The following is an 18668-nucleotide window of genomic DNA, read 5'->3' as shown; positions in this document are numbered from 1 at the left end:
TGCTGCGTATGTGGTCTAGTCATCCCGTCGACAGCAGCGCCGCCATCGAGCTGGCGCTCTTCGGCGTGACCGCGCTCTGCGTGGCCGACATCCACTGTCGCTGACGCCGCCCTCAGGCGCGTGCGTCGCGAATTCCCTTTTCTCGCCGAGCCGTGACCCGGTCACGGCCACGGCTCTTCGACGACCCGGCGCCGGGGCGGACGTCTGTTCACGTTCGTCTCACTCCTCGTCCATATGTCTCGGATACCGAGATGCCCCGGCAGGGGCGGCGAGACCGCCAACCGAGAGGTCGTCATTCCGATGCGTCAACCGTCCCTCATAGCGCGCCGCGTCGCCGCGGCATCCGTCAGCCTGGTGGTGGCCGCGGGCGCCGCCGCCTGCGGGCCTGAGGACAACGATGCCAAGGCCTCCGGCGGCGACTCCGCCCCGCACCAGGGCGGGACGCTCACCATCCTGAACCGCAACCCCCAGCAGGACTTCGACCCGGCCCGCCTCTACACCTCCGGCGGCGGCAAGGTCCCCACCCTGGTCTTCAGAACCCTCACCACGCGCAACCGTGAGAACGGCGCCCCCGGCACCGAGGTCGTTCCCGACCTCGCCACCGACACCGGGCGCCCCAACAAGGACGCCACCGAGTGGACGTACACCCTCAAGGAGGGCCTGAAGTACGAGGACGGGACCGCGATCACCTCGGCCGACATCAAGTACGGCATCGAGCGGTCCTTCGCGCCCGAGCTCTCCGGCGGCGCGCCCTACCTGCGGGACTGGCTGGTCGGCGCGGCCGACTACCAGGGGCCGTACAAGGACTCCAAGGGTCTCGCCGCCATCGAGACGCCGGACAGCCGGACGATCGTCTTCCATCTGAACAAGCCCGAGGGCGAGTTCCCGTACCTGGCCACGCAGACGCAGTTCGCGCCCGTCCCGAAGGCCAAGGACACCGGTACGAAGTACGAGGAGCACCCGGTCTCGTCCGGCCCCTACAAGGTCGTCAAGAACGAGAACGACGGCGAGCGGCTCACCCTGGAGCGCAACACCTACTGGTCGGCGAAGACGGACGCCGAGCGCAAGGCGTACCCCGACAAGATCGACGTACGGTCCGGGCTCGACTCCTCGGTGATCAACCAGCGGCTGTCCGCGTCCCAGGGGGCGGACGCCGCCGCCATCACCACGGACACCAACCTCGGCCCGGCCGAACTCGCCAAGGTCAGCGGCGACAAGGAACTCGCGGCGCGGGTCGGCACCGGCCACTTCGGCTACACCAACTACATCGCGTTCAACCCGAACGTGAAGCCGTTCGACGACATCAGGGTGCGGCAGGCGATCTCGTACGCCGTCGACCGGTCGTCGGTCGTCAACGCGGCGGGCGGTTCTTCGCTCGCCGAGGCCGCCACCACCTACCTGCCGAACCAGAAGTCCTTCGGCTACGAGCCCTACGACCTCTTCCCGGCGGGCAGCACGGGCAACGCGGCGAAGGCCGAGGAACTGCTGAAGCAGGCCGGTCACCCGAACGGGCTGACCATCACCCTCACCCACTCCAACAGCCAGGACTTCGAGACCAGCCCGGAGATCGCGACCGCGATCCAGGACGCGCTCAAGAAGGCCGGCATCACCGTCAAGCTCCAGGGCCTGGAGGACAACGACTACTCCGACACGATCCACGACGTGAAGACCGAGCCCGGCTTCTTCCTGGCCCACTGGGGCGCCGACTGGCCCTCCGGCGGTCCGTTCCTCGCCCCGATCTTCGACGGCCGGCAGATCGTCAAGGACGGCGCCAACTTCAACACGGGCTTCCTGAACGACAAGACGGTCAATGCCGAGATCGACGCGATCAACAAGCTGACCGACCTCGACGCCGCCGCCAAGAGGTGGGGCGCACTGGACAAGAAGATCGGCGCGCAGGCGCTGACCGTGCCGCTGTTCCACCCCGTCTACAAGCGGCTCTACGGCGAGGACATCCGCAACATCGTCATCAGCGACTGGGACGGCGTCCTGGATCCCTCGCAGGTCGCGGTGAAGTAGCACCGTGAGCGAGGCAGTCACCAAGGCGGCCGCCGAGGCCGTCGTCGCCGCCCAGGCCCCCGGTACGGACCCCGCGTCCGTCCCGGGGGCCTCGGGTGCCCGTCAGTTCTGGCGGCGGCTGCGAGCGCAGCGTGCCGCCCTCGTCGCGGCGGTCGTCGTCGCGCTGCTCGTCCTGGTCGCGCTCGCCGCGCCGCTGCTCACCGCCATCGAGGGCCAGGACCCGACCACCTACCACCCCTCCCTCATCGACTCCGCGCGCGGGGGCGTGCCCGTCGGCCCGCTGGGCGGCATCGGCGGCGACCACTGGCTCGGCGTCGAACCGCAGACCGGACGCGACCTGTTCGCCCGTCTCGTCCACGGCGCCCGGGTGTCGCTGGGCGTCGCGCTGGCCGCGACCGTCATCCAGATCGCCATCGGCGTCACCCTGGGCATCGCCGCCGCGCTCGGCAGCCGATGGGTTGATCAACTGTTGAGCCGGATCACCGACATCTTCGTCGCCCTGCCACTGATGATCATGTCGTTGGCACTGCTCGCGATCGTCCCGGCGGGCTTCCCCCGGCCTGTCCTGGTCACCCTGGTCATCGGGCTGCTCTCCTGGGGCAACATCGCCAAGGTGGTGCGCGCCCAGACGCTCACCCTCAAGGGGCTCGACCACGTCTCGGCGGCCCGGCTCAGCGGCTGGGGCACCTGGCGGATCGCCCGCCGGGAACTGCTGCCCGGGCTCGCCGCCCCCGTCATCACGTACGCGGCGCTGCTCGTGCCGCAGAACATCACCGTCGAGGCCGCGCTGTCCTTCCTCGGGGTCGGCGTGAAGCCGCCGACGCCGTCCTGGGGACAGATGCTCACCGCCGCCGACGTCTGGTACCAGGCGGCCCCGCAGTACCTGCTGCTGCCCGCCGGCGCCCTCTTCGTGACCGTCCTCGCGCTGACCGTCCTCGGCGACGGCGTGCGCACGGCGCTGGACCCGCGCGCGGCGTCCCGGCTGCGGGTGGGGACGGGACGCCGGCGGGAGCACCGCGCGGACACCGCAGGCGAGAAGGAGACGTCCTCATGAGCGGTTTCGGCGGTTTCGGCGGCTTCGTGCTGCGCCGGGGCATCGGCACGATCCTCACCCTGTTCGCCATCTCGGTGATCGTCTACGTCGTCTTCTACGTCACCCCCGGCGACGTCGCCCAGATCACCTGCGGGCCGCGCTGCTCGCCGGCGCAGGTGCACCAGGTCGCCCAGCAACTGCGCCTCGACGAACCCCTCTACGTGCGGTACTGGCACTTCGTCGAGGGTCTCGTCGCCGGCCAGGACTACTCGACCGGCACCTCCGTGGAGCACTGCCCGGCGCCCTGCCTGGGGCTGTCGTACCAGAGCGATCAGCAGGTCACCAGGCTGATCCTGACCAAGCTGCCGGTGAGCCTGTCGCTCGTCCTCGGCGCCATGGTGGTCTGGCTGATCCTCGGCGTCGGCACCGGCGTGCTCTCCGCCTGGCGGCGCGGGCGGCTCACCGAGCGCGTCCTGACCGCCGTCACCCTGGCCGGAACGGCCACGCCCGTGTTCGTGATCGGCCTCATCCTGATGATCGTCGTCTGCGGCGAGCTCGAACTGCTGCCCTTCCCGCAGTACGTGAACCTCACCGACGACCCCGAGCAGTGGGCGTGGAACCTGCTGCTGCCCTGGCTCTCGCTCGCCCTCATCGAGGCCGCCTCGTTCGCCCGGCTGACCCGCTCGTCGATGCTGGAGACCCTTGCCGAGGACCACATCCGCACCTTCCGCGCGTACGGCGTCGGCGAGCGGTCGATCATCGGGCGGCACGCGCTGCGCGGGGCGTTCGCGCCGGTCATCGCGCTGAACGCCAACAACTTCGGCTCCGCGGTCGGCGGCGCCGTGCTCACCGAGACCCTCTTCGGGCTCCCCGGCATCGGCCAGGAACTGGTGCACGCGGTCAACGTCGTGGACCTTCCGGTGGTCGTCGGCATGGTTCTGGTCATCGGTTTCTTCGTGGTCCTCGCCAACGCCGTCGCGGACGTCCTGTACGCGGTGGCCGACCGACGGGTGGTGCTCGCATGAGCCTGGTGGAAGTCACTGACCTGACGGTCGAGTTCGGCGCGCTGCGCGCCGTCGACGGCCTCTCCTTCCGCCTGGCGGAGGGCGCCGCCCTCGGCCTCGTCGGCGAGTCCGGCTCCGGCAAGTCCACGGTCGCCTCGGCCCTCCTGGGGCTGCACCGGGGGACGGGGGCCGCCGTCGGCGGCTCGGTACGGGTCGCCGGGACCGACGTACAGGCCGCGTCGGACGAGGAACTGCGGCGGCTGCGCGGCGGCCGGGCGGCGATGGTCTTCCAGGACCCGCTGTCCTCCCTCGACCCGTACTACGCGATCGGCGACCAGATCGCCGAGGTGTACCGCGTGCACACGCGTGTGTCGCGCCGTACGGCACGCGCGCGTGCGGTGCAGGTCCTGGACAGGGTGGGAATTCCCGACCCGGTCCGGCGCTCCCGGTCGCGGCCGCACGAGTTCAGCGGCGGCATGCGCCAGCGCGCGCTCATCGCCATGGCGCTGGCCTGTGAACCCGACCTGCTGATCGCCGACGAGCCGACGACCGCGCTCGACGTGACCGTCCAGGCCCAGATCCTCGACCTGCTGCACGCCCTGCGCGAGGACACCGGCATGGGGCTGCTGCTGGTCACGCACGACGTGGGCGTGGCGGCGGAGAGCGTCGACGAGGTGCTGGTCATGCGGCACGGCCGGCTCGTCGAGCACGGGCCGGTCGAAGCCGTTCTGGCGGCTCCCGCGCAGCCGTACACGCGCGAGCTGCTCGGAGCCGTGCCCCGGGTGGAGGCACGCCGCGCCGTGGGGCACGGGTTGCGGAAGCCGGACGCGGGCGGGTCGCAGCCGGACGGACGGCGTCCGGCCACCGAGCCGTCCGGCGAGGTCGTGCTGGAGGCGCACGGGCTGCGCCGCGAGTTCGGGCGCGGCAAGGGGGCCTTCGCGGCCGTGGACGGCGTGTCGCTGACCGTCCACCGCGGCGAGACCCTCGGCGTCGTCGGGGAGAGCGGCAGCGGCAAGACGACACTCGGCCGGATGCTGGTCGGACTGCTGGAGCCGACGGCCGGCGAGGTCCGGTACGAGGGCCGGGTGTCGTCCGGGGTGAACCCGACCGTGCAGATGGTCTTCCAGGACCCCGTCTCCTCCCTCAACCCCCGCCGCAGCGTCGGTGAGTCCATCGCCGACCCGCTCCGCGCGCGGGTGCGTGGCGTGCGGGGGAAGGACGAGGCGCGCATCAGGGGGCGCGTGTCGGAACTGCTGGAGCGTGTGGGACTCGAAGCCGCGCACTACGACCGCTACCCGCACGAGTTCAGCGGCGGGCAGCGCCAGCGCGTGGGCATCGCGCGGGCACTCGCGGCCGACCCGCGCGTCATCGTGTGCGACGAGCCGGTCTCCGCGCTCGACGTGACCACCCAGGCCCAGGTCGTCGCCCTGCTCGGCGAGCTCCAGCGAGAACTCGGTCTCGCGCTGGTCTTCGTCGCCCACGACCTGGCCGTGGTGCGCCAGGTCAGCGACCGGGTCGCGGTGATGCGACGCGGCCGTGTCGTCGAGGAGGGGCCCGCCGACGAGGTGTACGAGTTGCCGCGGGACCCGTACACCCGGCAGCTGCTCGCCGCCGTACCGGCACTCGACCCGGCGGTCGCCGCCCGCCGACGCGCCGAACGGCGGGAGCCGGCCCTGGCCTGAGACCCGTGTGGCACGTGTGACGTGACGTTTCGCAGTCGGATGATCTCCTAGCGCGACCGAACGCGACCCGCACGGGAAAGTTACGACCGTTCACCCCTTTTGGTGGTGCGACGGACAACCGTCCGTCGCACCACCACCTTGTCCGCATACGTTCGTCCCGCTGCGAGCCGCCGGGTCAACGGCGGCTCCCCAAACGGGAGATCGGGAGTGCGCGTGCGCATCGGACTGCTGACGGAGGGCGGCTATCCGTATCTGAGCGGTGACGCCGGGCTCTGGTGCGACCGGCTCGTGCGCGGGCTCGGGCAGCACGAGTTCGACGTCTACGCGCTCAGCCGTGCCGAACACCAGGAAGCAGCGGGCTGGGTCGAGCTTCCGCCGCAGGTCAGCCGGGTGCGTACGGCGCCGCTGTGGACGGCGCAGGACGACGGCGTCGCCTACGGCAGGCGCGCGCGCCGGCGCTTCGCGGAGTCCTACGGCGAGTTGGTGACCGCGCTGTGCGAGGGGGACCCCCCGGACCCGGCGGGCTCCCCGGGGGCCGCTGCGGCCGCTGAGGCGGACCGTTTCGCCAACGCGCTGTACGGCCTCGCCGAACTCGCCCGGGACGAGGGCGGCCTGGTGGGGGCACTCCGCTCGGAGAGTGCCGTGCGCGCTCTGGAACGTGCCTGCCGCGCGCCCGGCGCGCTGCGTACGGCGCGCGAGGCGCGCGTACCCGAACTGCTCGCCGTCGCCGCGCACCTCGAACGCGCCCTGCGCCCCCTCTCGCTCGACTGGTACGGGGACGAGAGCGGAGGCGACGGGGGCGAGGGCCTCGGCGCGGTCGACCTGTGCCATGCCACGTCCGGCGGTGCGGCGGCCCTGCCCGGGCTCCTCGCACGGCACTTCTTCGACGTGCCGCTGCTGGTGACCGAGTACGGGGTCCGGCTGCGGACGCACTATCTGAGTTCGGGGACCGGCCCCTCGCCAGCGGGGCCCGTGGGGCCCGCGCCCGCGCCGTCCGCCGAGGCGGCTCCCGCCGTACGGTCGCTGGTCGCCGCCTTCCACGGTCGGCTCGCCGCCGAGGTGTATCGGCAGGCGGCATGCGTCACCCCCGGCAACGCGCACGCCCGCCGCTGGCAGGAGCGATGCGGTGCCGACCGCGCCAAACTGCGCACCGTCTACCCGGGCATGGACGCGTCCCGCTTCGCCGAGGCGGGCGACTCCCTCGACACCGCCGATCCGCACACCCTGGTCTGGGTCGGCCGGGTGGAACCGGCCAAGGACCTGGTCTCCCTGCTGCACGCCTTCGCGGAGCTGCGCAAGCAGGAACCGCGCACCCGCCTGCGGATCATCGGCGCTGCGGCCGGGGCGGAGGGGCAGGCCTACCTCGGCCACTGCAAGGTGCTGGCCGCACAGCTCTTCCCCGACGAGGCGGACGGACCGCACGCCGTCGGCGACAACCCGGTGTCCTTCGAGGAGATCGGCGGCCCGGACGCGCCCACCCTCGCCGAGGCGTACACGGCCGGTGCGGTGGTCGTCCTGTCCAGCGTCGTCGAGGGGTTCCCGGTCGGCCTGGTCGAGGCGATGTTCTGCGGCCGCGCGACCGTGTCGACCGACGTCGGAGCGGTGGTCGAGGTCATCGGCGGCACGGGACTGGTCGTTCCGCCGCGCAATCCGCGGGCGCTCGCCGAGGCGTGCGTGGCGCTGCTGCGTGACCCGGAGCGCCGTGCACGCCTGGGCGCGGCCGCCCGCGCCCGAGCCCTGGAACTCTTCACGGTCGAGCAGAACGTCACGGCATTTCACGGCATTTACCTGGAGCTCGTCGCCCAGGCCCCGGCGCGGCGATTCCTCTTCGACGACGGCGATCCCCGTCCGTTCGCCGTCCCGGCCGAGGCGTGTCTGACGGGTCACTGGGCCGGTCCGGACGCGCATGTCACCGCCCGTGGCGGACCGAGCTGGGCGGCGGGGCCGGCGGCACGGGACACCTCGCCGATCGCCGCGACGGAGGGTGCGCGATGAGCGGGCTCGAAGAACTGGACCGGCCGGGTAGGCCGGGAACGCCGGGAACGCCGGGCACACCGGGAACGCCGGGTAGGTCGGGTACGCCGTCGCCGGGAACGCCCGGAGCGCCGGGGGCTGCGGAGGCGCCGGGGAGATTCGGGGCGCGCGTCGACGCGGGCGCCGAGGGGCGCGCACCGGCCGCTCCCCGCCGGGGTGCCGCGGATCCGGTGAAGGCCCTGATGCACCGTCACCGTGAGCTGTGCGAACGCGCCGTCGACCCGCTGGAGATCGCGGCGGGCCTGGAGGCCCACGGGGTCACCGACCGCACCGCCGCACGCTTCCGGCACCGGGACGTCTTCTCCCTCGCGGAGGAGATGTACGCGCGCGTCCCCCGCGACGGCGACGCGCCCCCGCCCCCGACGGTCACGGCGACCCCGCGGCCCCGCCTGGACCGGGCACTGCTCACCCTCCTGCCCGGCGTCCTGTGCGCCGCCGCCGTGACCGGTGTGCGTCTCACCCATGGGCGCACCTGTCTGCTCGTCGCCGCAGCGGGCATCCTCGCCGTCGCCCTCGCCCTGCGTGCGGTACTGCGCCGGGGCCCGCTGAGCCCGCACCGCGGCGCCCACCCCGGCCCGCACCGGACGGGTGCCTGGACCTGCTGGCTCCTCGGCTACGCGGCCCTCGGCGACAGCCTTCTGCGTGCCGCCGTCGCCGGAGGTCCCGACGGCCTGCCCGACGGGACCACGGGCGGCCCCTGGCCCTTCGCCGCCGCCCCGCTGCTGACCCTCACCCTGGCCTGCGCGCCGGCCGCCTGGAGCGCCCACCTCCTCGCCGTACACGCCCGGCGCCGCCTGGACACCAGCCGTGGCCTGGAGGAGTTCGCCGCCTCCGTACAGCCCCTGCTGCTCGGCACCTTCGCCCTGTTTTCGGGCGCGCTGGCCGCGCTGACCCCGCTGAGCGCCGCGGTCCTGGGCGAGTCGGCCGATTACGGCCACACCCTCACCCTGGGCGCGCTCCTCTTCCTCGCCCGTCTCCTCACCGTGCACGGCTTCACCCACGCCCCGGCGGTCGTCCTCGGAGTCGTCGGCACGGCGGAGGCGCTCGCCCCGGCCACGGTCTTCGCGGGTCGGCTGCCCGGCTGCGGCTTCCTGGCCGCCCCCGTGGAGAGCCTGGTGGCCGCCTGGGGCCCGGCCGGTGTCCCGACCCTCGTCTGCGCAGCCGCCGCGCTGACCCTGCTGTTCCACGCGACCCGCACGCTGACCAGGGCCTCGGCCCACGCACGAACGGACCAGCCGTGCTGAAGGAACCAGCCGTGCTCGACGGACCGATCGTGCTGGACGGACCAGTCGTGCCGGACGGATCAGTCGTGCTGGATGGACCAGTCGTGTCGATCCGAGCCCGACCCCGTCTTCGTACCCGGACCCGTACCCGCCCGCTCCGCCGACGCCTGCCGTCGGTGGCACGGCCAGCGCGCACGGCGCATCCCCCGCCGTGCTTTCCGCCGCACCGGGACCACGCGACGCACGTGTTCCTCCACCCAGCCGCACCCCACCGCAACACGCTTGAAGGAGAGACCAGATGACCACCTCCCGATCCGGAGCGACCGGAGATACCGGGGCACCCGCGGTCACGGGCGCCCCCGCGGTCGCAGGAGCAGCCGGAGGACACGCGGCGACCGGAGCCTCCGCGGCTCCGGCCACAGCCACCGCGCACACCCCGGGAGCCGCACGATGAGGGTCCTGCTGATCGGAGCCAACGGCTACCTCGGTCGTTTCGTCGCCGACCGTCTGCTCGCCGACCCGGCCGTCCAGCTCACCGCGCTCGGCCGCGGCGACGACGCCGACGTCCGCTTCGACCTCGCGTCCGGCAGCCCCGGCGCGCTCACCCGCTTCCTCGACGCGGTCCACCCCCAGGTCGTCGTCAACTGCGCGGGTACCACCCGGGGCGGCGCCCGCGAACTCACCCGGCACAACACCGTCGCCGTCGCCACCGTCTGTGAGGCCCTGCGCCGCAGCGGCTGCGGCGCCCGTCTGGTGCAGATCGGCTGCGGCGCCGAGTACGGCCCGAGCCAGCCCGGCTCCTCGACGGCCGAGGACGCCGTGCCGCGCCCCGGCGGCCCGTACGGCGTCAGCAAGCTCGCCGCCACCGAACTCGTCCTCGGCTCCGGGCTGGACGCCGTCGTGCTCCGGGTCTTCTCGCCCGCCGGTCCGGGCACGCCCGCCGGCTCCCCGCTGGGCCGACTCGCGGAGGCCATGCGCCGCGCCATGCAGTCCGGCGACGGCGAGCTCAAGCTCGGCGGCCTCGGCGTGCAACGCGACTTCATCGACGTCCGGGACGTCGCCCGCGCCGTGCACGCGGCCTCGCTCTCCGCCGCGCAGGGCGTCATCAACATCGGCTCGGGCCGCGCCGTCCGTCTGCGCGACGCCGCCGCGATCCTCGCGCGCGTGGCCGGGTACGGCGGCGCACTGCACGAACTCGACGGGCCGCCCGGCGTCCACCTCAGGCCCGCCATCGGCCACCCGCGCCCCGAGTCCGACCACGCGGGCCCCGTCGCGTACCCGTATCCGGACGGCTGCGGCACCTGGCAGCAGGCCGATGTGCGCACCGCCCGCGACCGGCTCGGCTGGCGGCCCCGCATCAACCTCGAGGAGTCCCTCGCCGACATCTGGATGGAGGCGGCATGTCGTATCTGACCGGAACCCCGGCGGGCACCGCGAGCGCCGGCACCACCGACGTCCGCACCGGCTTCGGCGTACCCGGCATAGCGCACCCCCTTCTCGCACCGACCGAGTGGCGCGAACTCGCCCGTTCCGGCAGACCCCTGCACTGGGTCGTCCTCGACGTCGCCGACGGCCCCGGCGTCCGCCCCGACCCGCGCTGCCTGGAGGCCGCGGGCCGGCTGCGCAACGCCGGCGTCCGGGTCCTCGGGCGCCTGGACACCCGCTACGGCGCCCGGCCCTTCGCCGAGGTGATCTCCGACGCACAGCGCCACCTCGACTGGTACCAGGTCGACGGTTTCCTCCTGGACCGGTGTCCGGCCGGGCGCGCCGAACTCCCCGGGCTGCGCCGCACGGTCGGGACACTCCGCACCCTCGGCGACGCGCCCCACATCGTCCTCGGGCACGGCACCCACCCCTACCCCGGCTATGTCGAGCACGCCGACCAGGTGGTCACCTTCTCGGGCCCCTGGAGCGACTACCGCTGGTCGCAGGTGGCCGAGTGGACCGCGGAGCACCCGCCCGAGCGCTTCTGCCACCTCGTGCACGGCGTGCCGCGCGGTCACCTCGACGAGGCGCTGCGCATCGCCCGCTGGCAGGGCGCCGCGACGATCTGGTTCACCGACGGCACCGAACGCGGCGGCCTCGTCTCCCCCTGGGAGACCATGCCCGGCTACTGGGACGAACTCGTCTCGCGGATCGGAACGGGTGTCTCGGAATGAAGAAGGCCATGGCAGTGTTACGGGGAGAACAACTGTAGTGATCGACCGACCAACGGAGTCCCCGTGTCGCTGCCACCCCTGGTCGAGCCAGCCTCTGAGCTCACCGTAGACGAGGTTCGCCGGTACTCCCGCCACCTGATCATTCCCGATGTCGGGATGGACGGGCAGAAGCGGCTGAAGAACGCCAAGGTGCTCTGTGTGGGCGCCGGCGGCCTGGGCTCGCCGGCGCTGATGTACCTGGCCGCGGCGGGCGTGGGCACGCTCGGCATCGTGGAGTTCGACGAGGTCGACGAGTCGAACCTCCAGCGGCAGATCATCCACAGCCAGGCCGACATCGGCCGCTCCAAGGCCGCGTCCGCCCGCGACTCCGTCCTCGGCATCAACCCGTACGTGAATGTGGTCCTGCACGAAGAGCGGCTCGAGGCCGACAACGTGATGGACATCTTCAGCCAGTACGACCTGATCGTCGACGGCACGGACAACTTCGCGACCCGCTACCTGGTCAACGACGCGTGCGTGCTGCTGAACAAGCCGTACGTGTGGGGCTCGATCTACCGCTTCGACGGCCAGGCGTCCGTCTTCTGGTCCGAGCACGGTCCCTGCTACCGCTGCCTCTACCCGGAGCCCCCGCCGCCGGGCATGGTCCCCTCCTGCGCCGAGGGCGGCGTGCTGGGCGTGCTGTGCGCGTCGATCGGCTCCATCCAGGTCAACGAGGCGATCAAGCTCCTCGCGGGCATCGGCGAGCCGCTGGTCGGCCGCCTGATGATCTACGACGCCCTCGAGATGCAGTACCGCCAGGTCAAGGTCCGCAAGGACCCCGACTGCGCGGTCTGCGGCGAGAACCCGACCGTCACGGAGCTCATCGACTACGAGGCCTTCTGCGGCGTCGTCTCCGAGGAGGCCCAGGCGGCGGCGGCCGGCTCGACGATCACTCCCAAGCAGCTCAAGGAGTGGATCGACGACGGCGAGAACATCGAGATCATCGATGTCCGCGAGCTCAACGAGTACGAGATCGTCTCCATCCCGGGCGCCAAGCTGATCCCGAAGAACGAGTTCCTGATGGGCACCGCCCTGGAGGCCCTGCCGCAGGACAAGAAGATCGTTCTGCACTGCAAGACGGGTGTCCGCAGTGCGGAAGTCCTCGCGGTGCTGAAGTCCGCGGGCTTCTCGGACGCCGTGCACGTCGGCGGCGGCGTGATCGGCTGGGTCAACCAGATCGAGCCGAGCAAGCCGATCTACTGACCCGGCAGCTCCCTTCGCGCACCGGGGTACCCGGTCCGGTCGGCGGGGGCTTCGCGTACCACGAGTGCGCGAAGCCCCCGCCGTCGTCATGAGCAGACCTTGCCGTCCTTCGGCACCGTCCCCTTCAACAGGTACGCGTTCACCGCCGAGTCGACGCAGTCGCTCCCGCTGCCGTAGGCACCGTGTCCCTCGCCCTTCCAGGTGAGCAGCACACCGACGCCCTTGCCGAGCTCGTCCGCCATCTTCCGCGCGCCCTCGTACGGCGTCGCCGGGTCCCCGGTGTTGCCGACCAGCAGGATCGGCGCCGCGCCCGCCGCGCTCACCTCCGGGGTGTCGTACTGCCCGGCCACCGGCCAGTCGTGGCACCAGCCGGCCGTGTCCCAGCCCAGGAAGTCCCCGAACACGGGTGAGATCTTCTCGAACTCCGGCAGCAGCTTCTTCGTCTCCTCGGCGGTCGGCCGCTGCTTGTCGTCCAGGCACGATATGACCCGTTGCGAGTGGGTCGTCGTGCCGTAGTGCCCCGAGGTGTCACGCTCGTTGTAGCCGTCGGCGAGCGTCAGCAGTTCGGAGCCGTCCCCGTCCTCCGCCGACTTCAGGGCGCTGGTCAGGCTCGGCCAGCCCTGCTTGCTGTACAGCGGCAGGACGATGCCGGTGACCGCGAGCGTCTGCGTCAGCTTGCGCCCGTCCGACGTGGGGAGCGGGTCGGTGTCGATCCGGTCCAGCAGGTCCGCGATCTTCTTGCTGCCCTTCACGGGGTCCTGGCCCGTGGACTTCAGGTAGTCGTCGAGTGCCCGCTGGAAGCCGCGTGCCTGGTTCTGCGCGTGGCCCACCGAGTCGGCGCTCGGGTCGACGACCGCGTCGAGGATCAGCCGCCCGACGTTCTTCGGGAACAGGTGGGCGTACACACCGCCCAGTTCGGTGCCGTAGGAGATGCCGAAGTAGTGCATCTTCGCGTCGCCGAGGACCTGGCGCATCAGATCCATGTCGCGGGCGGTGTCGGTCGTCGACACATGCGCCAGCAGCTTGCCGGCGGCCTTCTCACAGCCCTTGCCGAATGCGGTGGAGTCCTCGAAGTAGGCCTGTTCCTCGGCCGGGGTGTCCGGTGTGGAGTCGAGGGACTCGGCGGCCTGGATGCCCTTGTCGGTGCGGCAGCGGACGCCCTCGCTGGCGCCGACCCCGCGCGGGTCCCAGCTCACCAGGTCGTACTGGTCGCGGAGCGAGGAGTACGCGGAACCGTAGGAGGGGAGCGTCGACACTCCCGAGCCGCCGGGGCCGCCGAAGTTGAACAGCAGCGAGCCGGCCCGCTTGCTCCCCTCCGCCCGGGACTTGGTGCGCACCAGGGCGAGGCCGATCGTGTTGCCGTCCGGCTTCGACCAGTCCAGTGGCACCTTCAGCGTCGCGCAACTCCAGTCGCTGCCCGGCGCGGCGGAGTCCGCGGTGGCCTTGCAGCGTCCCCAGTCGAGCTTCTGCCCGGTCAGCGAGGCGGGCAGCGCGGCCGTCGTGGCGGTCGCTCCGGAGGAGGCGGTGGGCTGCGCGTCGGCCGTACCGCCCTTGTCGTCCCCCTCCCCGTCCGACGCACCGCTGCTACAGCCCGCCACCAGCAGCGCCGCGGCGGCCCCCAACGCCGTCCACCGTACGAATCGCGCCATGTGCACTTCCCCCCTCGCAGGCCGTCCGCGCTCGGCGGCGAACGGCTGTCAGGCCATATTAGGCGGCGCACGGCCCACCCGTCGGGACCTGTGGATAACCTTTTGACCTGCGGGTTTATCGGGGAATTCAGGGTGGTGTCAGGAGCAGACGGTCCCCGCGGCCGGCACCTTGCCGTTCAGCAGGTAGCCGTTCACCGCCGTCTGGACGCAGGCGTTCTTGCTGCCGTACGCACCGTGCCCCTGCCCCTTGTACGTCAGCTCCACCCCGACCCCGCGGCCCAGCGCGGCCACCATCTTCCGAGCCCCCTCGTACGGGGTCGCCGGGTCGCCGGTGTTGCCCACGACGAGGATCGGCGCCGACCCGGGCGCGCTCACGTCGGGATGTTCGGCGGCGCCGGGGACGGGCCAGTCGGTGCAACTGACCATGCCCCAGGCCAGGAAGTCCCCGAACAGGCTGGAGGCGGCCCGGAACTCCGGCAGCCGCTGCTGCACATAGGCGGTGGAGTAGCGGGGCTTGTCGTCGGAGCAGTTGATGGAGATGTTGGCGGCCGCGATGTTGCTGTACTCGCCGTTCTCGTTGCGGCCGTTCATCAGGTCGGACAGCAGCATCAGGATCTTGCCGTCCCCGGCGTATGCCTGCTCCAGGCCCTCGGTGAGGTACTCCCAGAAGTCCTTCGAGTACAGCGCCTGCGCGATGCCGTTGGTCGCGGCGCTCTGGGTCAGTTCGCGCGGGAAGATGCCCGGGATCGGCTTGCCGTCCAGGCCTTCGAGGAGCCTCGCGATCCGGTCCTTCACGTCCTGCGCGGTGTCCCCGACGGGGCAGTCCTGCGTCTTGGACGTGCAGTCCTCGGCGAAGTTGTCGAGGGCGAGCTGGAAGCCCTTGGCCTGCCCGAGCGAGCCCTGTTCGGACGTCTGCGTCGGGTCGACGACCGCGTCGAAGACGGCACGTCCCACGTTCTTGGGGAACAGGTGGGCGTACACGCCGCCCAGTTCGGTGCCGTAGGAGACGCCGAAGTAGTACAGCCGGTCGTCGCCGAGGACCTGGCGCATCAGGTCCATGTCGCGGGCCGCGTCCGTGGTCCGCACGTTCGGCAGCATCTTCTTCGCGTTCTTCTCGCAGGCCGCGTTGAAGTCCTTGGTGTTGTCCAGCAGAGCGGTGCGCTCGACGGCGTCGTCGGGTGTGCCGTCCTGCTGGAAGTACGCGTCGAGCTGCTGGTCGTTCTCGCAGCGCACCCCGGCGCTGCGGCCGACCCCGCGCGGGTCGAAGCTGACCAGGTCGTAGCGGGTGCGCAGGGCGGCGTACTCCTCCCCGAAGGCGGGCAGGGTGGAGACGCCCGAGCCGCCGGGTCCGCCGAAGTTGAAGACCAGGGAGCCGATCCTGTCGCTCTCGTCGCCGCTCGTCCGGGCCCGGATCAGCGCGATGTCGATCGTGTCGCCCTCGGGGTCGTCCCAGTCGAGGGGCGCCTTCATGGTGGCGCACTGCCACTGGTCGCCGTCCGGCAGCGGGGAGGGGGCGCTGCCGCCGCCCTCCGCCTGGGAGGGGGCCGGGCAGTCCTTCCAGCTCAGCTTCTGCGCCGTCAGGTCCTCGTCCTGCGCGTCGTCGCCGCAGCCCGCCACCATGGAGGACAGCAGCAGGGCGGCGGCGGTCACGGCGGCGGCGCGCAGGCGGGAGGGGTTCGGCATGATCCCATCCTGCGGTCGCGCCCGGGCACGCGCGCGGGGCGCGGGCCGTACGAGGTACGGGTGCCCGCGCCTCCTACAGGGCGCCCTTGCGGGTCAGGTGGTTGAAGGCCAGCCAGCCCGGCAGCACCGGCAGCCACAGCGTCAGCAGACGGAAGAGCAGCACCGCGGGAGCGGCGACCTCCTTGGGCAGGCCCACGGCGATCAGACCGACCGTCAGGGTCGCCTCGACGGCGCCGACTCCGCCCGGTGTCGGGGCCGCGGAGCCGAGCGCGTTGCCGGCCAGGAAGACGACGGCGACGCTGGCGATGCTGAGCGAGGTCGACTCGTCGCCGAACGCGCGGATCGACGCGTCCAGGCACATCACGAAGCAGGCGGTGAGCAGGAGCATGCCGCCGATGCCGGTGACCAGCTTCTGCGGCCGCTGAAGCACGTCCAGCATGCGCGGCACGACACCGGCGAACAGGGACCGCACGCGCGTGACGACGAACTTGCGCAGGAACGGCACCGAGGTCACCACGAGCACGAGCACCGCCACCGTGAGCAGACCCGCGATGACGGTGCGGGACGGCGACAGCGACGGCGTCTTCTCGGTACCGGTCAGATAGCCGAACGACAGCAGCATCAGGATGTGGCAGCCGAGCCCGAACAGCTGCGAGGCGCCGACGCTGGCCACCGCGAGCCCCGGGCGCACCCCCGCGCGCTGGAGGAAGCGGGTGTTGAGGGCGACCCCGCCGACCGCGGCCGGGGCCACGATCTTCACGAACGACCCGGCGACCTGCGCGGCCACGGTCCGCGGGAACGGCACCCGCTCCGGCACGAACCCCAGCAGAGCCATCGCCGCGGCGACGTAGCTCACCGCGGAGAACAGCACGGCCGCGGCCACCCAGCCCCACTCGGCGTTGGCGATGAGCGGACCGAACTCGATGTGGGTGAGCTGCGTCAGCAGGAAGTAGGCGCCGATGGCACCGGCGATGAAACTCATCAGGGTGCGCGGCCGCACCCGCTCCAGCCGGGCCGGCTCGACCGGGGCCTGCGGCCGGATCAGCAGTACCTCGTGCCGGATCTGCGTCAGCAGATCCTCCTCGCGGGCCTCTTCCAGCGCGTCGTCGATGGCCCGCTTCTCGGCCCGTGCCTCCGCGCGGACGGCCTTCTTGTCCGGCTTTTCGAGGACGACGGGCGCGGTGTCGTGCCCTGCCGCCTCCAGACGGGCCTGCTTGGCCTGCTGCGAGGCCTCCAGGACCGCCTCGCGTTCCCGCTGCGCACGCTCGCGTGCCAGCCGGCGCAGCGTCGCGCGCGTGGAGCGGGTCAGGGCGATGGGCTGGAGCATCGGCAGACAGTCCGCGACCGCGTCCGGTCCGAGCACGCCCACCGCGGAGGCCACCGCCCGTTCGGCGCCCACCAGCAGGCCGAGCGTCGTCACCAGCTGGGCGACGTCCATGCGCAGCAGCAGGTCGCCGGCCGCGATCTCGCCGCCGCGCAGATCGGTGAGGATCACCGCGCCGGAACGATCCACCAGAATCGCGTCACCCGCGAGCCGGCGGTGTGCGATGCGCCGCGACTGGAGTGCCTGCACCTGGTGCCAGGTGTTGCGCAGCAGGTCGTCGGTGATCTCGTCGTCCGCCAGCGAGTCGAGGGTGCGGCCGCCTGTGTGCTCGTAGACGAGCATGACCGCGTCGGGACCGAGCTCGGAGGTCGCGATCAGCTTCGGCGCGTTGGCGCCTGCCGCGATGGCCGCGTACGCGAGCAGCGCCTCCTGCTCGAGCGCCTGGCGCAGCGACTGGAGGCTGCTGCGGGTGGCGAAGCCGCGCAGGGTCAGATTGCGCCACGCCCGGTAGAAGAACCCCTGGGCCTGCTGTTCCCGGTCGACGACCGTGACGTCGAGCGGTGGACCGTCCTCCAGGGTGACGAAGTACCGTCTGCCCCGGTCGCTCTCCGCCGCCTCCGGCCCCTCCTCGCGGGCGGCGCTCACGGGGCGGAAGCCGACGTGCCGCAGGCCCGCCATCAGCGTCCGTCCCGTGGGACGCACGTTCGGGGAGCCGACCGCGTACAGCGTCCCGTACGCCACCGTCCAGCCGATCAGCACCGTGAGGATGATCGAGAACGGTGTCGTGTAGCCGGTGACGAGCATCGAGAAGGCGTCGAGGAGCAGCACGATCCACAGCACCGAGCGCCAGCGCGGCCGACGGGACATGCCGACGGCCGTCATATAGGCGATGACGGGCGCGAGGTAGCCGTGCACGGGGTCGGTGAGGGCGTGGATGTCACCGGGGGAGGGCTGGGTGAGCGCCTCCTGGATCGAGCCGGGGGCGGCCTTGGCGACCCACAGGTCGGTGGCGAGGGTCACACCGTGCGCGAGGACCGCGGCGAGGACGCCGTCGGCGATGCGCAGCCCGTCGCGTTTGATCAGCCGCTCGATCGCGAACGCGACCGGCACCAGCAGGATCGCGATGCTGGACGCCAGTCCCGCGATCTTGATGAGGAGATCGGGGGCCTGTCCGGTGCCCTTGTTGATGTCCTGTTCGAGACCCGAGGTCGTCCCGTGTGCGAACGCGGCGATGCCCAGGAGCAGGGCCACGGCGAGCACGCCCACGAGCAGCCGCATCAGGTCGGACGGCCGGTGCACGCGCGCGGGGAGCAGCGGTTCGTCGCCCTCGACCTCGTCGATGTGCACCTCTTCCCGTGCCTCGTCGGTGGTGTCCGGGCGCGGGGCAGCGTCAGAGGTGCTTTCCGCGCCCTCAGGATGCACGCCCTGCTGCTTCATCGTCTCTTCTTGATCTCGTATCACCGGTGTCACCGCCCGCACGATGGTGGCATGCCCCACCGACACACGGGGGCATCAGGGTGCAAACGCGGGGGCGCACAGTCTGCCTGAAGCGCCGCCCGGGGGCGAGGGTCACACAGGGTCGCGGGCCCGTCGCATTGTCGGTGCCGTGGGGCAGG

13 protein-coding genes are annotated in these 18668 nt (G+C 72.1%); 10 read left to right on the top strand and 3 right to left on the bottom strand.

Annotated features, from left to right (window positions below):
* Positions 1 to 8 precede the first annotated feature (8 nt).
* From OG933_RS15985 to moeZ, 10 genes are all read left to right on the top strand, one after another.
* On the top strand, positions 9 to 104 hold the full coding sequence (locus OG933_RS15985; protein WP_323178948.1) for an Ms4533A family Cys-rich leader peptide: 96 nt from the start codon (positions 9 to 11) through the stop codon (positions 102 to 104).
* 196 nt (positions 105 to 300) lie between these two features.
* On the top strand, positions 301 to 2019 hold the full coding sequence (locus OG933_RS15980) for an ABC transporter substrate-binding protein (RefSeq protein WP_362530388.1): 1719 nt from the start codon (positions 301 to 303) through the stop codon (positions 2017 to 2019).
* A gap of 4 nt (positions 2020 to 2023) precedes the next feature.
* Positions 2024 to 3073: an ABC transporter permease gene (locus tag OG933_RS15975; RefSeq protein ID WP_362530386.1), complete on the top strand. Its 1050-nt coding sequence runs from the start codon at positions 2024 to 2026 to the stop codon at positions 3071 to 3073.
* Positions 3070 to 4077, top strand: a complete 1008-nt coding sequence (locus tag OG933_RS15970; protein ID WP_054242723.1) for an ABC transporter permease — start codon at positions 3070 to 3072, stop codon at positions 4075 to 4077. The genes OG933_RS15975 and OG933_RS15970 overlap by 4 nt, the downstream gene beginning before the upstream one ends.
* Positions 4074 to 5738, top strand: coding sequence for a dipeptide ABC transporter ATP-binding protein (locus OG933_RS15965; protein ID WP_405627577.1), 1665 nt, complete (start codon positions 4074 to 4076; stop codon positions 5736 to 5738). Before OG933_RS15970 ends, OG933_RS15965 begins: the two co-directional genes overlap by 4 nt.
* A gap of 213 nt (positions 5739 to 5951) precedes the next feature.
* Complete coding sequence (locus OG933_RS15960) at positions 5952 to 7733, top strand: DUF3492 domain-containing protein (RefSeq protein WP_405627576.1); 1782 nt, start codon at positions 5952 to 5954, stop codon at positions 7731 to 7733.
* Positions 7730 to 9016 (top strand): hypothetical protein, encoded by a 1287-nt coding sequence (locus tag OG933_RS15955; protein WP_405627575.1) that lies wholly within the window; start codon positions 7730 to 7732, stop codon positions 9014 to 9016. The genes OG933_RS15960 and OG933_RS15955 overlap by 4 nt, the downstream gene beginning before the upstream one ends.
* A gap of 429 nt (positions 9017 to 9445) precedes the next feature.
* Complete coding sequence (locus OG933_RS15950; protein ID WP_020130819.1) at positions 9446 to 10408, top strand: NAD(P)-dependent oxidoreductase; 963 nt, start codon at positions 9446 to 9448, stop codon at positions 10406 to 10408.
* On the top strand, positions 10396 to 11154 hold the full coding sequence (locus OG933_RS15945) for a spherulation-specific family 4 protein (RefSeq protein WP_405627573.1): 759 nt from the start codon (positions 10396 to 10398) through the stop codon (positions 11152 to 11154). Before OG933_RS15950 ends, OG933_RS15945 begins: the two co-directional genes overlap by 13 nt.
* A 63-nt stretch (positions 11155 to 11217) precedes the next feature.
* A complete protein-coding gene (gene moeZ, locus OG933_RS15940; RefSeq protein WP_020130817.1) occupies positions 11218 to 12396 on the top strand; it encodes an adenylyltransferase/sulfurtransferase MoeZ in 1179 nt (392 codons plus the stop codon).
* 86 nt (positions 12397 to 12482) lie between these two features.
* Here the strand turns inward: moeZ and OG933_RS15935 are convergent, their stop codons facing one another.
* The 3 genes from OG933_RS15935 to OG933_RS15925 form a co-directional block, all read right to left on the bottom strand.
* Entirely contained in the window at positions 12483 to 14045 is a 1563-nt protein-coding gene (locus tag OG933_RS15935) for an alpha/beta hydrolase (protein ID WP_405627571.1), read from the bottom strand.
* Positions 14046 to 14183: 138 nt separating this feature from the next.
* The gene (locus OG933_RS15930) at positions 14184 to 15728 is read right to left on the bottom strand and encodes an alpha/beta hydrolase (protein ID WP_405627570.1); all 1545 of its coding nucleotides are present in this window, start codon (positions 15726 to 15728) and stop codon (positions 14184 to 14186) included.
* A 73-nt stretch (positions 15729 to 15801) separates the two neighbouring features.
* A complete protein-coding gene (locus OG933_RS15925; protein ID WP_020130814.1) occupies positions 15802 to 18489 on the bottom strand; it encodes a lysylphosphatidylglycerol synthase domain-containing protein in 2688 nt (895 codons plus the stop codon).
* Positions 18490 to 18668 lie beyond the last annotated feature (179 nt).

The organism is Streptomyces sp. NBC_00016 (genome assembly GCF_045040885.1).
Taxonomy (GTDB): Bacteria; Actinomycetota; Actinomycetes; order Streptomycetales; family Streptomycetaceae; genus Streptomyces; species Streptomyces coriariae.
The sequence above is the reverse complement of the archived record's forward strand: the minus strand, read 5'-3'. Positions and strand labels throughout refer to the sequence as shown.